Raw genomic sequence first — 13,799 nt, 5'->3', positions numbered from 1 at the left:
CTCCCCCGGTGGGGACTCGCGTCGACGACCCAGCCGGCGCCGGCCCCACGACGCGAACGATCACTATTAGCACGAAGCAAGCTCCGGGCGCTATTTTCCAGGCCCGGTAACCGGAACGGCTCGTACGATCATGTCGCGATCGTGGCTATCTGTAAACCGTTCCATCGCCTTGCGTGATTGTCACCCAGACTGTCCGTCGCATTTGGCCTGAAGGCCCGCGATAATCCGGCTCGTGCCGGATGACGACCTCGTTCGATCGACTCTGCGCGATGAGTGGCATCTCGTCCCGCAGGAGATCACCGCCCTGCGGGGCACCCTGCTCTCCCGTGCCTGGGAGGTGACCGTCGGCGACGACCGGTACGTCTGCCGGCTCCGCGACCGGGGGATGCGCCGTCCGGTCGAGGCCGGCCTGGCCGCCGCCGGTCACCTGCGCGGCCGGGGCATCGCGGCCGGAGATCCGGTGCGGACACTCGACGGCAAGCTGACCGTAGGGACCGAGGAGGGCCTGCTGGCGGTGCTGCGCCGGGTGCCCGGCCGGCGGCTCGACGGCGGCGACCCGGTCGACCAGCAGTGGTGGGGCGACCGGCTGGGCGCGGTGCACCGGGCGCTGCAGGGTTTCCACCACGCCGGGCTGCGGCGGTGGGAGGCGCTCGACGTCGATGCGCCGCACCTGGCCCGGGAACCCTGGCTGCGCGAGGCGGTGACCGGCGCGATGACCGCCACGACGCGGCTGACCGTCACCGACCGGCTGACGTACGGCGTACTGCTCGGTGACCCGGCGCCGGGCACCTTCGTGGTCGACCCGGCGACCGGGAAGGCGGGACTGCTCGACTGCGGGGCGAGCGGCACCGGCCCGCTGGTCTACGACGTGGCGGCGGCGATCGTCTACGCCGGCGGCACCGAGCGGGCGGCCGAGCTGATCGACGGCTACCTGGCCGCCGGCCCGGTCGGCGCGGACGAGCTCGAGGCGGCCCTGCCGGTGCTGCTGCGGCTCGGCTGGGCGGTGCGGGCCTTCCACGCCGCCCGGCACGGCTGCGAGGAGGCGCTGAGGACCGCGCGGCGGGCCCTGGAGTCGGCGGCCGGTTGACCATGGGTAGGTTCTAGGGCGATGCCATACCGCTATTTCTACGACTGCGAGTTCATCGAGGACGGCCGCCTGGTCGACCTCGTGTCGATCGGCGTGGTCGACGAGAACGGTCGCGAGTTCTACGCGATCAGCACCGAGTTCGACGACTCCCGGGCGATCCCGTGGGTCCGCCGCAACGTGCTCGAGAAGCTGCCGTCGCCCGGTGACAAGGCGTGGCGTTCCCGTGAGCGCATCCGCAACGACCTGTACGACTTCCTCATGGAGCCGGTCCGCGGGCGCAACGAGGAGATCGAGCTCTGGGCCTGGTACGCGGCGTACGACCACGTCGCGCTCGCCCAGCTGTGGGGCGCGATGCCGGCGCTGCCCCGCGAGATCCCGCGTTTCACCAAGGACCTGCGCCAGCTGTGGGACGACCGCGGCCGCCCCAAGCTGCCCACCATGGCCGGCCGGCACGACGCGCTGGTCGACGCCCGGCACAACCTGGCCCGCTGGAACGTGCTTTCGCCGAACAGGGCGTAGGCGGTGCGTTTAGGCTGACCCGGTAGGGGGAGGTGCTTTCGTCCGCGCCCGCGCCGCCGACTAAAGTGCGGCGTGCGCCCGCCCCGGGCCCGGCAGCGCTGCCGACCGGGTTCGAAGAAACTCAGGCACTCCCTGGGGCTCGACGGGCTTTCTGCTTCTCTCGCAACCCGATCAGGGAGGACGAGCAAACATGCGCATCGGCGTGCTCACCGGCGGCGGCGACTGCCCCGGTCTCAACGCGGTGATCCGGGCGGTGGTCCGCAAGGGCGTCGCCGCGTACGGTCACGAGTTCGTCGGCTTCCGCGACGGCTGGAAGGGCCCGCTCGAGGGTCTGTCGAAGCCGCTCGGCATCGCGGAGGTTCGCGGCATCCTGCCGCGCGGCGGCACCATCCTCGGCTCCTCGCGGACCAACCCGTTCAAGATCGACGGGGGTGTCGACCGCATCAAGGCCAACCTGGCCGAGCAGGGCGTCGACGCGCTGGTCGCGATCGGCGGCGAGGACACCCTGGGTGTCGCCACCAAGCTCAACGACCTCGGCGTCAACGTGGTCGGCGTGCCGAAGACGATCGACAACGACCTCAACGCCACCGACTTCACGTTCGGCTTCGACACCGCGGTCAACATCGCGATGGAGGCCATCGACCGGCTGCACACCACCGCCGAGTCGCACCACCGCACGCTGGTCGTCGAGGTCATGGGCCGGCACGCCGGCTGGATCGCCCTGCACGCCGGCCTGGCCGGTGGCGCCAACGTGATCCTGCTGCCGGAGCGCAACTTCGACGTCGAGCAGGTCGCGACGTACGTGACCAAGCGCTTCCAGGTCGAGTACGCGCCGATCGTCGTGGTTGCCGAGGGCGCGCAGCCGCTCGAGGGCCAGATGGTCACGCGCAACCAGGAGCTCGACTCGTTCGGTCACGTCCGCCTGGGCGGCATCGGCCAGTGGCTGGCCGAGCAGCTGGAGGACAAGACCGGCAAGGAGGCCCGCACGGTCGTGCTCGGCCACATCCAGCGCGGTGGCACCCCGACCGCATTCGACCGGGTGCTCGCCACCCGCTTCGGCCTCCAGGCGATTGACGCCGTCCACGAGGGCGATTTCGGTAAGATGATGGCGCTGCGGGGCACCGACATCGTGCGCGTGCCGCTGATCGAGGGCACCGGCGAGCTGAAGACCGTTCCGCTCTCCCGCTACGAAGAGGCCGAGGTTTTCTTCGGTAGCTGACTCAGTGGGAGCTGAGGCGACGTTTCTTTGAGGGCGGCCGACGGCCGCCCTCATTTTTTTCGAAGGGGCGAGATGACCAAGAGCAGTGTCGCCGTGATCGGCGCGGGCAAGCTCGGCGAGCTCGTCCTCTCCGGCCTGTTGCGGGCCGGCTGGCCGCCCCAGGCGGTTCTGGCCACCACCCGGCGCACCGAGCGGGCGACCGAGCTGGCCGAGCGCTACGGCATCCGCCCGGTGCTCAACCTGACCGCGGTCACCCAGGCCGACGTGCTGCTGATCGCGGTCAAGCCGCAGGACGCGGGCGCGCTGCTCGACGACTTCGGCATGAAGGTGCCGCCGGACAAGCTCGTGGTCTCGCTCTGTGCCGGGCTGCCGACCAGCTTCTTCACCGAGCGGCTGCCCGGTGGCATCCCGGTCGTCCGGGTCATGACCAACACCCCGGCCAAGGTCGACCAGGCGATGACCGTGATCTCGCCCGGGCCGTACGTGACCGAGGAGCACCTGGCGCTGACCGAGGAGATCTTCCGGCCGCTGGGCGCCACGATGCGGGTGCCCGAGTCGCAGCAGGACGCGGTCACCGCGCTCTCCGGTTCCGGCCCGGCCTACTTCTACTTCCTGGCCGAGGCGATGATCGACGCGGGCGTTCTGCTCGGCCTGCCCCACGCGGTGGCCCGGGAGCTGGTCGTGCAGACCGCGGCCGGCGCGGCGGCGATGCTGCGCGACTCCGGCGACGAGCCGGTCACGCTGCGGCAGGCGGTGTCCTCGCCCGGCGGCACCACCGTCTCGGCGATCCGCGAGCTGGAAAACCACGGCGTGCGCGGCGCGATGATGACCGCCCTCGAGGCGGCCCGCGACCGGGCGCGCCAGATCGCTTCCGAACTCAAGTAAGAACGGGCGGTCTGATGGGCTAATACCAGATCGCGATCTTCGCCCCGTTGTCCTCCTCGGGCGGGTCGGGGTGGCTCAGCGCCGCCCCGGTCGCCATCCGGTGGGCCGTCCAGGCGACCGCGGCCGCGTCCAGGATGTCGTCGGGCGGGGCCTGCCCGGCCGGTCCGATGTGGTCGGGCAGCACGATGCCGTTCTTGGCGAGCAGTTCACGGCGCCTGGCCTGACCGGTCCACGTCTTCTTCGCGTACGCCAGCGGCTCGCCCGCCATCGTGCGGAAGCTGACCTCGGGGTGTGCTTCGAAGAGGAGGCCGGGGTGACGTTCCCAGATCGCGTTGGCCTCGAGCAGTTTGGGCCGTAGGGCCCACGACTGCCGGCTGAGGCCGGCCCCGGTGAGTTCGCGGCAGACGCGGTTGGCGGCGGCGAAGTCGGCCTCCTGCCAGACCGCGCGCGGCGGCACCCGGAAGACGCTGCCGCGGCGGGGTCCGAGTTGGTCGGCGGCCAGCGTGTCGGCGGCGCGCCACTTGTCCGGCAGCATCCCGAGGGGAATGTCCACGCCGATCACGGCGGCCCCGGAACCTCCGGCGACGATCTCGTAGAGCGAGGAGGCGAGCACCGCCCGCCCGAACACGCCGTCCCGCAGTTCGACCCCGACCCAGCCGAGCGCGTACGCATCGACCCCGATCACGTGGATGCTCATCGCTGGCTCAGCGGGGGAGCAGCTTCTCGACGGCCGCGACCAGTTCCGGATCGTCCGGTGACACCCCCGGCTCGAACCGGTAGGCCACCTGACCGTCCGGCGCGACCAGGAACTTCTCGAAGTTCCACTGGATGTCGCCGCCGTCGCCGACGAGTTCACGATAGAGCGGGTGCCGGCCGGGTCCGTTGACCTCGACCTTGGCTGTCAGGGGAAATGTGACGCCGTAGCTGACTGCGCAGAACTCGCCGATCTCGATGGACGACCCCGGTTCCTGATCGCCGAACTGGTTGCAGGGCACGCCGAGCACCGTCAGTCCACGGTCGCGACGGGCCGCCCAGAGGGCCTGCAGACCGGCGTATTGGGGGGTCATGCCGCACTTGCTGGCCACGTTGACGACCAGCACGGCGGTGCCGCGGTGCTGGTCGAGCCGAGCCGAGCCACCGGTGAGAGCGTCAATGTCGACGTCGAAGACGGTCATGACGGCAGCCTACGCGCTGTGTCCGTTCGTGTGCACCCCGTCACGTTCGGTCGCCGCAGTCATGAACATCTTGACGACTGTGAATACATGTGACTACCGTCTCTCTCACGAACTTTTTGGAAACTTTCCTAACTGTTCACGAGGAGACTGACGTGCAGAAATCCCTCCGGCGCGCCCTCTGGGCCGGGGCGGTCGTGGTGGCCTCCACCGCCATGATCCCCGCGGTCCAGGCATCGGCCGCGACGGCCTGTGCCCCAGCGTGGTCTTCGACTGCCACCTATGTGCAGGGCAACAGTGCCTCCCAGAACGGACACAACTACACCGCCAAGTGGTGGACCCAGAACGAGCCGCCCGCCACCCACAGCGCCCAATGGGACGTATGGACCGACGCCGGTACCTGCGGCGGCGGAACCACGACGCCTCCTACCACGACGCCCCCCACGACAGCTCCGACCACCACTCCTCCCACCAGTGGTAGCTCCGGCAAAAATGTGGTCGGTTACTTCGCGGAGTGGGGCGTCTACGCCCGTCAGTACTTCGTGAAGAACCTGGTCACGTCCGGTTCGGCGAGCAAGCTCACGCACATCCTGTACGCGTTCGGCAACACCACCGGCGGGCAGTGCTCGATCGGTGACTCGTACGCCGACTACGACCAGGCCTACACGACCGCCAACAGCGTGGACGGCGTCGCCGACTCGTGGGACGCGGGCGCCCTGCGCGGCAGCTTCAACCAGCTGCGCAAACTCAAGAAGCAGTACCCCAACATCAAGGTCATCTGGTCGTTCGGCGGCTGGACGTGGTCGTCCGGGTTCACCCAGGCGGCGGCCAACCCGACCGCGTTCGCCAACAGCTGCTACAACCTGATCAAAGACCCGCGCTGGTCGGACGTCTTCGACGGCATCGACATCGACTGGGAGTACCCGAACGCCTGCGGCCTGCAGTGCGACAGCTCGGGCCCGAACGCGTACAACAACGTGATCACGGCGCTGCGCAACAAGTTCGGCTCGTCGTTCCTGATCACCTCGGCGATCTCGGCCGACGGCTCCAACGGCGGCAAGCTCGACGTGGCCGACTACGCCTCGGGCATCCAGAAGCTCAACCTGGTCTTCCCGATGACGTACGACTACTTCGGCGCCTTCGCCCCGCAGGGCCCGACCGCCCCGCACTCGCCCCTCAACTCCTACAGCGGCATCCCGACCGCCGGGTTCTACTCCGACGCGGCGATCCAGAAGCTGAAGAGCAAGGGCGTACCCGCCAGCAAGATGCTGCTCGGCATCGGCTTCTACGGCCGGGGCTGGACCGGCGTCACGCAGTCGGCGCCCGGAGGGTCGGCGACCGGTGCGGCACCGGGCACCTACGAGGCGGGCATCGAGGACTACAAGGTCCTCAAGAACACCTGCCCGGCCACCGGCACGGTCGGCGGGACGGCGTACGCGTTCTGCGGCAACAACTGGTGGAGCTACGACACCCCGTCGACGGTCGCCGGCAAGATGAGCTACGTGAAGCAGCAGGGGCTCGGCGGCGCCTTCTTCTGGGAGTTCTCCGGCGACACCAGCAACGGCGAGCTGATCTCCGCGATCAAGAACAACCTGTAGAAAATTCTGGGACGCGGGGGCACCGGCCATCAGGGCCGGTGCCCCCTTCCGTACGCTCGTAAGCATGCGAGAGTGGCATCAGCTCAGCTACCCGGGTGTCGCAAATCCGGCGTTGCAGACCTCCCGACCGTCCACCGACTCGGCCGAGGACGCTGCGCTCGGCCTCGACCGGTGGCGTGACCTGCCACGGGTGCAGATGCCCCCGTGGCCCGACATGGACGAGGTCGCCTCGGTCTGCAAAGTCCTCGACAGCGTCCCGTCGATCGTCGCGCCCTACGAGGTCGACCAGCTGCGGGTGCGGCTGGCCGAGGTGTGCGAGGGCCGCGCGTTCCTGCTCCAGGGCGGCGACTGCGCCGAGACCTTCGCCGACAACACCGAGGCCCACCTGCTGGCCAACGCGCGCACGCTGCTGCAGATGGCGGTCGTCCTGACGTACGGCGCCTCGATGCCGGTGATCAAGGTCGCCCGGGCCGCGGGGCAGTACACGAAGCCCCGTTCGGCGCCGCTCGACTCGCTGGGCCTGCCGGCCTACCGCGGCGACATGATCAACTCGCTGGACGCCGACGAGACGGCCCGCGTCGCCGACCCGCAGCGCATGATCCGGGCGTACGCCAACTCGGCCGCCGCGATGAACATGCTGCGGGCCTACCTGGCGGGTGGCCTGGCCGACCTGAACGGGCTGCACGACTGGAACAAGGACTTCGTGCGGGCCTCGCCGGCCGGCGAGCGCTACGAGGCGATCGCCCGCGAGATCGACCGGGCCCTCGACTTCATCCGGGCCTGCGGCATGACCGACAGCGAGGCATTGCGGACGGTCAGCCTCTACTGCTCGCACGAGGCGCTCGCGCTCGAATACGACCGCGCGCTCACCCGGGTGAGCGACGGCAAGGCGTACGGCCTGAGCGGCCACTTCCTCTGGGTGGGCGAACGCACCCGCCAGCTGGACAGCGCGCACATCGACTTCATCAGCCGGATCGCCAACCCGATCGGGGTCAAACTAGGACCCGGCACCTCACCCGAGACCGCGCTCGAGCTGTGCGAGAAGCTCAACCCGCAGAACATCCCGGGCCGGCTCACCCTGATCAGCCGGATGGGCAACGGCAAGGTCCGCGACGCCCTACCGCCCCTGGTCGAAAAGGTGCACGCCTCCGGCGCCAAGGTCGTCTGGCAGTGCGACCCGATGCACGGCAACACCCACGAGTCGTCCAACGGCTACAAGACCCGGCACTTCGACCGCATCGTCGACGAGGTGCTGGGCTACTTCGAGGTGCACCGCAACCTCGGCACCCACCCCGGCGGCATCCACATCGAGCTCACCGGCGAGGACGTCACCGAGTGCCTCGGCGGCGCCCAGGGCATCGCCGACCTCGATCTCCCGGGCCGCTACGAGACCGCCTGCGACCCGCGCCTCAACACCCAGCAGAGCCTCGAGCTCGCGTTCCTCGTTGCGGAGATGCTTCGTGGCTGACCCCCGTTCCTACCTGGCCGACCTTCGTTCCGACACCGTCACCCGCCCCTCCAAGGGGATGCGCCAGGCGATCGCTGAAGCGGAAGTCGGCGACGACGTCTTCGGCGACGACCCGACCGTTCTCGCCTTGGAAACCCGCGTGGCCGAGATGTTCGGGCACGAGGCGGCGCTGTTCGCCCCGTCCGGCACGATGGCCAACCAGATCGCGCTCCAGCTGGTGGTGCAGCCGGGCGGCGAGCTGCTGGCCGGCGCCGACGCGCACGTCCTGGTGTACGAGATGGGCGCGGCCGCGGCGATCGGCGGCATCTCGTCCCGCACGTGGGGCTCGGTCGGCGCCGACCTCGACCCCGAGGCGATCGGCGCGATGTTCCGCGGCCCCGGCGGCTACACGGTGGCCACCCATGCGGTCGCGGTCGAGCAGACCCACAACCTGGGCGGCGGCGGCGTGGTGCCGCTGGCCACGCTGCAGGCCCTGCGCGACGTCACCCGGGCCGCCGGGGTGGCCCTGCACTGCGACGGCGCCCGCATCTGGCACGCGCACGTCGCCGACGGCGTGCCGTTCAACGAGTACGGCGGGCTGTTCGACACCATGTCGGTCTGCCTCTCCAAGGGCCTCGGCGCGCCGGTCGGCTCGCTGGTGATCGGCAGCGCGGAAAAGATCGCCCGGGCCCGCATCCTGCGCAAACGCATGGGCGGCGGCATGCGCCAGGTCGGCATCCTGGCCGCGGCCGGCCTCTACGCGCTCGACCACAACATCGAGCGACTGGCCGAGGACCACGCCCGCGCCCACCGGATCGCTTCGTCGCTGGCGCCGCTCGGCGTCGTCGACCCCTCGCTCGTACGCACCAACCTCGTGCCCCTCGACCTCTCCAAGACCTCGTTCGACGCGGCCGGGCTGACCGCGGCGGCGGCCGCCGAGGGCGTCTACATCTCGCCGATGCTGCCGCAGGTCGCCCGCCTGGTCACGCACCTCGACCTCGACGACGCGGCGGTCGACAGGGCGATCGAGGTCCTCGTTCGGCTACTTTCCTAGGCCATGACACGCCTTCTCATGATCTCGGGCAGCACCGCCGAGTCGTCGCTGCAGACCTCCGCTCTGCGTACGGCGGTCCGGCTGGCGCCGCCCGGGGTCGTGGCCGAGGTCTACGACGGGCTCCGGCACCTGCCCGCCTTCGTACCGGGCGAGGCCGCACCGGCGGCCGCCCTGGCCGTACGCGAACGGATCGCGGCCGCCGACGCGGTGCTGTTCTGCACCCCCGAATACGCCGGGTCGCTACCGGGCAGCCTCAAAAACCTGCTCGACCACGTCGTGGCCGGCGGCGACCTGGGCGGCAAACCGGTCGCCTGGCTGTCGGTCGCGACCCCCGGCCAGGACGAGAGCGCCCGGGTCGCGCTCGAGACCGTGCTCGCCCACTGCAACGCCCGGCTGCTGCACGCGGCCTGCCAGCGCATCCCGCTGATGCCGCACGCGGTCGACGGCCAGGGCATGGTCAGCGACGCGCAGCTGCACCAGGCGCTGGGCGACATGCTGCAGACGCTGACCCGCATCCTGACCCAGGTGCAGACCAGCCAGGCGCCGTCCTGGCAGATCAACTCGAGCCTGTTCCCGACCCTGACCCGCGAGGGCGACCGGCCGACCTTCCGCCCGCGCCGCCCGTTCTAGGTCCCGTCTGCCGACCGGGAGGGGATGCGGCATGGCCCAGCCGATGCCTCGCTCCCGCGTGATCGGCCTCTTCTACAACAGGTCGAACTCGTCGACCAGCTGAGTGTCCGGCACCGTCGCGCTGGCCGGCGGCGCCTGGTCGGCGAGCACGACCGCCACGATGTCACCCGCGTCGCCCACGGCCAGCGAACGCTGGAAACCGCTCTTGGCCGGCTTGGGCTGCACGAAACCGGCCGCCGTGTCGAGGCCCGGCACCGGCTGCGGATCGCCCCAGCCGGTGCCCTGGTTGGCGTCGATGTAGAAGTTGGTGAAGTTGTCGCCGTCGCCCGGGCTCGCGAAGCGGAGGACCCGCACGGTGATGTAGTTGCCGTGGTCGTCGACCCAGCGCCGGGCGTAGCCGTCCTTGAAGTGGTAGCGCTCCAGCACCAGCTTGCCGTCGGACGGGTCGGCGAAGTTGGCCGCGGCCCCGGTCAGGTCGAGGGCCTCGTCGGCCCGGGCGCCGGCCCACGGGTGGGTCCCGGCCGGAGCGTCGATGATGTAGTCCGCGATGGCGCCGTCGTGGGTGTCGTTCGGGGAGCCCGGCTCGTCGGTCGCCCGGCCGGCCGGGCCGGCGGTCGGTGAGGTGCCGGGGCCGCCCTCGGCGCGGTCGAGGCTGTCGTCGTGGCGGAGCGCGAAGAAGACGGCGGTGCCGAACCCGAGGCAGGCGAGCACCACGACGATCGCGACGATGGTGACGATCAGGGCGGCGCGGGAGACCTTCGGCTTCTGCGGCGGTACCGGCCCGGCGGGCCAGGCCCCCGGGTTGCCGGGCCATCCGCTCGGCGGCGGATAGCTGCCGGCGGGCGGTGCCTGATAGCCCTCGGGCGGCGCGTAACTCCCGGGCGGGGGATAGCTGCCGGCGGGCGGGGCCGGATGGCCCACGGGCGGGGCGTAGCCCCCGGGCGGTGCCGGATAGCCCCCGGGTGGCGGGGCATAACCCCCGGGCGGCACGCCGGGCGTTCCCGCTGCGGTTGGGGGCGGAGCGTACGCGTACGGGAAAGGACCCGGCGCCGGAGGAACCGCGGGTTGAGCGTTCGTCGGAGGGGCCTCCGCAGGAGGCACCGCAGTGACCGGCGTCTCAGTGACCGGCGTGGCCCCCTCGGCCGGGGCTGCGGGGGCTACCGGCGGCTGGGCTGCGGGTTCGGCGGCGGGCTGGTCCGCGGGGACATCTGGCACGCCGCCATTGTGGTGACCATGATCTGGCGAGGCAAGTTGCGTTACGGCCGGCGCAGCGATTTGAGCAGGGCGATGTCGGCCGCGTGCCCGACGTGTTCCTCGGTCGGCGTCTCGACGATCACCGGGACGCCGGCGGTCGCCGGATGGGCCAGCAACTCGGCGAACGGCGCCTCGCCGATCTTGCCCTGGCCGATCGTCTCGTGCCGGTCGCGGGTCGAGCCGCAGTCGTCCTTCGAGTCGTTGGCGTGGATCAGCTGGAGCCGGCCCGGCCCGACCGTTTCGATAAGCGCGTCGAGCGTCGCCGTCATGCCGCCGGGCGTGGCCAGGTCGTGGCCGGCCGCCCAGGCGTGGCAGGTGTCGAAGCAGACGCCCAGCCAGGGGTGCTGCTCGACCGCGGCCAGGTAGGGGCCGAGATCTTGAACTTTGGAGGCGAGGCTGCGGCCGCCACCGGCGCTCGGCTCGACCAGCAGCCGGGGCAGCCCGCGGGCGGCCGCCGCGTCGAGCAGCGGCAGCAGCCCCTCGTGAAGCTGGTGCATTGCTTTGGGGGCGTGCGCCTCGTCGACCGAACTGCCGGCGTGAAAGACGACCGCGGTGGCGCCGATCGCCTGGCCGCGCTCCAGCGCATGTGCCAGCGTGGCCAGCGACCGCTCGACCGTCAGTTCGGTCGGCGACCCCAGGTTGACCAGCAGCGACGCGTGCACGTAGGCCGGCAGGCCCCGCTCGCCGCAGCCGTCGCGGAAGAGCGTGTCCTGCTGGGGGTCGCCGGGCGGCAGCGCCCAGCCGCGCGAGTTGGAGACGTAGACCTGCAGCGACTCGGAGCCGGCCGCGTCCACGTACGGCAGGGCGGCCTTGGCCAGGCCGCCTGCCGTCTTGGTGTGCGAGCCGATGCGCCTCTCGTCTAGAAGCACAGCAGCTGCACCTGGGTCTGCCCGGGCACCTGGGTGCCGGCCGGCGGGTTGGTGCCGTGGGCGAACGCGTTGGGGTTGCCGGCGATCTGCGGCGACAGGCCGGCCTGCTGCAGCACCTGCTGGGCCTGCTGACAGGGCTGGTTCTGTACGTCCGGGATGCCGACCTGCGGCGGCCCCTTGCTCACGTTGAGGGTGATCGTGTCGTTCTGCGACGCGCCGGTGCCGGCCTTGGGTGACTGGCTGACGACCTGGTCGGCCGGCTGGTCGCTGTCGACGTACTTCTCGTTGACCTCGAGCCCCAGGTTCTGCAGTTCGCCGCGAGCCTGGTTGATGTTGTGGCCGGTCTCGTCGGGCACGCTGATCGGCGCCCGGCCCTGACTGACCACGACCGTGACCGTGTCGCCGCGCTTGAGCCGGGTGCCCGCCTTGGGGTCGGTCGACACGACCGAGCCCTCGGGGATCGTGTCGCTGTACTGGGCCTTGCCCTGCTTGAGCTTGAGGCCGAGCCCGTCGAGCTCGCCCTGCACGGCCGACAGCTCGTGACCGACCAGGTCGTTGGGCACCGGGAACTGCTCCGGGCCGAGCGACAGCGTGAGGGTCAGCGTGCCGCCCTTGACGATCTTGTCGTCGGCCTTCGGTTTCTGGTCGATGACCGAGTCCTTGGCCGCCGTGTCGCTGTAGGCCGGTTGCGCGTAGAAGAGCTCGAAGTGGTGCTGTTGCGCGTAGAGCTCGGCCTGGGCCTTGGTCATGTTGACCAGGTTGGGCGCGTCGGTGTAGCGGCCCATCGTGACCCACCAGGTGCTGCCGATGACGACCAGCACCATCAACGCGACCGCCGACATCAGCAGGATGCGGCGCCGATCGTATTTGGGGCCGCCGCCCGGCGGCTTGCCGGTCGAGGTGAAGGTCGAACCGGCCCGGCGCGGCGGTCGGGGCGTCTGCTCGGGCAGCCGGGCCCAGGGCGGCCGCTGCTCGACCGAGGTCGCGTTGACCGCCGGGACCAGCGCGGTCGCGTCCATCGCCCCGTGCCGGGTCGGCTGCATCGCGGGCACCGCGCGCAGCAGCGCGGTCTCGGCGTTCTGTACGCCGAGATCGTCCTTGACCGTCTGCACCTCGGCCAGCAGTGCGCCGGCGTCGGTCGGGCGGCCGCCCGGCTCGCGGCGGGTCGCACGGGCGACCAGGTCGTCGAGGGCCGCCGGCAGCCCGGGCACGACCCGCGACGGGGACGGCACGTCGTTGTCGACGTGCTGCCAAGCCACTTCGACCGGGTCGTCGCCGTCGAACGGGACCTTGCCGGTCAGCATCTCGAACAGCACGATGCCGGCCGAGTAGACGTCGGTGCGGGCGTCGGCGTGGCCGTCGGTCACGAGTTCGGGTGCGACATAGGCCACAGTCGCCATCAGCTGGCCCGGATTGTCGGCGCTGCTGGCCTCGACCGCGCGGGCGAGCCCGAAGTCGGCCACCTTGACCACCGCGTCGACCAGGTTGCCGGAGCCGCCGCTGGGCGCCTCGGCGACCAGCACGTTCTCCGGCTTCACATCCCGGTGGACCAGGCCCGCCCGGTGCGCGGCGGCGATCGCGGCGAGCATCTGCTCGAGGATCGCGCAGGCCTCGACCGGGCTCAGCTTGCGGCGCTGGGTGAGCACGTCGCGCAGGGTCTTGCCGTGCACGTACTCCATGACCAGATAGGGCAGGCCGAGGTGGCGGCCCTGATCGTAAACGGCGACGACGTTGGGGTGGGTGAGCCGGGCGATCGTCTTGGCCTCGTCGGTGAAACGGTCGACGAAGTGGACATTCGTGGCCTGCGACGGATGAATGATTTTCAGAGCGACGGTGCGCTCGAGCCTCTCGTCGATAGCCGTGTAAACGGTCGCCATGCCACCACGGGCCACTCGACCGGTGATCCGGTAGCGGCTGTCAATCGTCGTGCCGATCAACGTGTCGGCGACTGTGGTGTCCATCGGCGTGAAGTGTATGTGTCTTTCGTGCGGAGGCAGACCAGGATGTCATAGCTGAGTCCAAACGGGTACGCGGCTGCTTGCCCTCCGTGGTTTTCTGCCCCGCA

General features: G+C 70.7%; 13 protein-coding genes. 8 read left to right on the top strand and 5 right to left on the bottom strand.

The window, feature by feature from the left end; genetic code table 11:
- Positions 1-232 precede the first annotated feature (232 nt).
- The 4 genes from ACIA5C_RS28030 (at position 233) to proC (ending at position 3,710) form a co-directional block, all read left to right on the top strand.
- Complete coding sequence (locus ACIA5C_RS28030; RefSeq protein WP_396059741.1) at positions 233-1,087, top strand: phosphotransferase enzyme family protein; 855 nt, start codon at positions 233-235, stop codon at positions 1,085-1,087.
- Positions 1,088-1,108: 21 nt separating this feature from the next.
- Entirely contained in the window at positions 1,109-1,606 is a 498-nt protein-coding gene (locus tag ACIA5C_RS28025; protein WP_396059739.1) for a polyadenylate-specific 3'-exoribonuclease AS, read from the top strand.
- A gap of 190 nt (positions 1,607-1,796) precedes the next feature.
- On the top strand, positions 1,797-2,825 hold the full coding sequence (locus ACIA5C_RS28020; RefSeq protein ID WP_396059737.1) for a 6-phosphofructokinase: 1,029 nt from the start codon (positions 1,797-1,799) through the stop codon (positions 2,823-2,825).
- A gap of 72 nt (positions 2,826-2,897) precedes the next feature.
- Positions 2,898-3,710, top strand: coding sequence for a pyrroline-5-carboxylate reductase (proC, locus tag ACIA5C_RS28015; RefSeq protein ID WP_396059735.1), 813 nt, complete (start codon positions 2,898-2,900; stop codon positions 3,708-3,710).
- A gap of 19 nt (positions 3,711-3,729) precedes the next feature.
- On the opposite strand, the gene ACIA5C_RS28010 is transcribed toward proC, so the two are convergent.
- A complete protein-coding gene (locus tag ACIA5C_RS28010; RefSeq protein WP_396059733.1) occupies positions 3,730-4,407 on the bottom strand; it encodes a DUF429 domain-containing protein in 678 nt (225 codons plus the stop codon).
- A gap of 7 nt (positions 4,408-4,414) precedes the next feature.
- Positions 4,415-4,885 (bottom strand): glutathione peroxidase, encoded by a 471-nt coding sequence (locus ACIA5C_RS28005; protein ID WP_396059731.1) that lies wholly within the window; start codon positions 4,883-4,885, stop codon positions 4,415-4,417.
- Positions 4,886-5,037: 152 nt separating this feature from the next.
- Here ACIA5C_RS28005 and ACIA5C_RS28000 point away from each other — a divergent pair, with 152 nt between their 5' ends.
- The 4 genes from ACIA5C_RS28000 (at position 5,038) to ACIA5C_RS27985 (ending at position 9,611) form a co-directional block, all read left to right on the top strand.
- Positions 5,038-6,480, top strand: coding sequence for a glycosyl hydrolase family 18 protein (locus tag ACIA5C_RS28000; protein WP_396059729.1), 1,443 nt, complete (start codon positions 5,038-5,040; stop codon positions 6,478-6,480).
- A gap of 64 nt (positions 6,481-6,544) precedes the next feature.
- Positions 6,545-7,948 carry a class II 3-deoxy-7-phosphoheptulonate synthase gene (locus ACIA5C_RS27995; protein WP_396059727.1) on the top strand — a complete coding sequence of 468 codons (1,404 nt, stop codon included), beginning with the start codon at positions 6,545-6,547 and terminating at the stop codon, positions 7,946-7,948.
- Positions 7,949-7,961: 13 nt separating this feature from the next.
- Positions 7,962-8,981 carry a threonine aldolase family protein gene (locus ACIA5C_RS27990; RefSeq protein WP_396060601.1) on the top strand — a complete coding sequence of 340 codons (1,020 nt, stop codon included), beginning with the start codon at positions 7,962-7,964 and terminating at the stop codon, positions 8,979-8,981.
- A gap of 3 nt (positions 8,982-8,984) precedes the next feature.
- Complete coding sequence (locus tag ACIA5C_RS27985) at positions 8,985-9,611, top strand: NADPH-dependent FMN reductase (RefSeq protein ID WP_396059725.1); 627 nt, start codon at positions 8,985-8,987, stop codon at positions 9,609-9,611.
- 72 nt (positions 9,612-9,683) lie between these two features.
- On the opposite strand, the gene ACIA5C_RS27980 is transcribed toward ACIA5C_RS27985, so the two are convergent.
- The 3 genes from ACIA5C_RS27980 to pknB form a co-directional block, all read right to left on the bottom strand.
- Positions 9,684-10,532 (bottom strand): hypothetical protein, encoded by an 849-nt coding sequence (locus ACIA5C_RS27980; protein WP_396059723.1) that lies wholly within the window; start codon positions 10,530-10,532, stop codon positions 9,684-9,686.
- A 335-nt stretch (positions 10,533-10,867) separates the two neighbouring features.
- Positions 10,868-11,734 carry a deoxyribonuclease IV gene (locus tag ACIA5C_RS27975; protein WP_396059721.1) on the bottom strand — a complete coding sequence of 289 codons (867 nt, stop codon included), beginning with the start codon at positions 11,732-11,734 and terminating at the stop codon, positions 10,868-10,870.
- Complete coding sequence (pknB, locus tag ACIA5C_RS27970) at positions 11,725-13,695, bottom strand: Stk1 family PASTA domain-containing Ser/Thr kinase (protein ID WP_396059719.1); 1,971 nt, start codon at positions 13,693-13,695, stop codon at positions 11,725-11,727. The genes ACIA5C_RS27975 and pknB overlap by 10 nt, the downstream gene beginning before the upstream one ends.
- Positions 13,696-13,799: the final 104 nt, after the last annotated feature.

The sequence above is a fragment of the Actinoplanes sp. NPDC051343 genome (assembly GCF_044455125.1).
GTDB lineage: Bacteria > Actinomycetota > Actinomycetes > Mycobacteriales > Micromonosporaceae > Actinoplanes.
Note: the sequence above shows the minus strand (reverse complement) of the source record. Positions and strands in the feature narration are given on the sequence as shown.

Coding starts and splice junctions, on each gene's coding strand:
- ACIA5C_RS28025 (WP_396059739.1), top strand. CDS start 1,109: ATGCCATACCGCTATTTCTACGACTGCGAGTTCATCGAGGACGGCCGC.
- ACIA5C_RS28020 (WP_396059737.1), top strand. CDS start 1,797: ATGCGCATCGGCGTGCTCACCGGCGGCGGCGACTGCCCCGGTCTCAAC.
- proC (WP_396059735.1), top strand. CDS start 2,898: ATGACCAAGAGCAGTGTCGCCGTGATCGGCGCGGGCAAGCTCGGCGAG.
- ACIA5C_RS28010 (WP_396059733.1), bottom strand. CDS start 4,407: ATGAGCATCCACGTGATCGGGGTCGATGCGTACGCGCTCGGCTGGGTC.
- ACIA5C_RS28005 (WP_396059731.1), bottom strand. CDS start 4,885: ATGACCGTCTTCGACGTCGACATTGACGCTCTCACCGGTGGCTCGGCT.
- ACIA5C_RS27995 (WP_396059727.1), top strand. CDS start 6,545: ATGCGAGAGTGGCATCAGCTCAGCTACCCGGGTGTCGCAAATCCGGCG.
- ACIA5C_RS27985 (WP_396059725.1), top strand. CDS start 8,985: ATGACACGCCTTCTCATGATCTCGGGCAGCACCGCCGAGTCGTCGCTG.
- pknB (WP_396059719.1), bottom strand. CDS start 13,695: ATGGACACCACAGTCGCCGACACGTTGATCGGCACGACGATTGACAGC.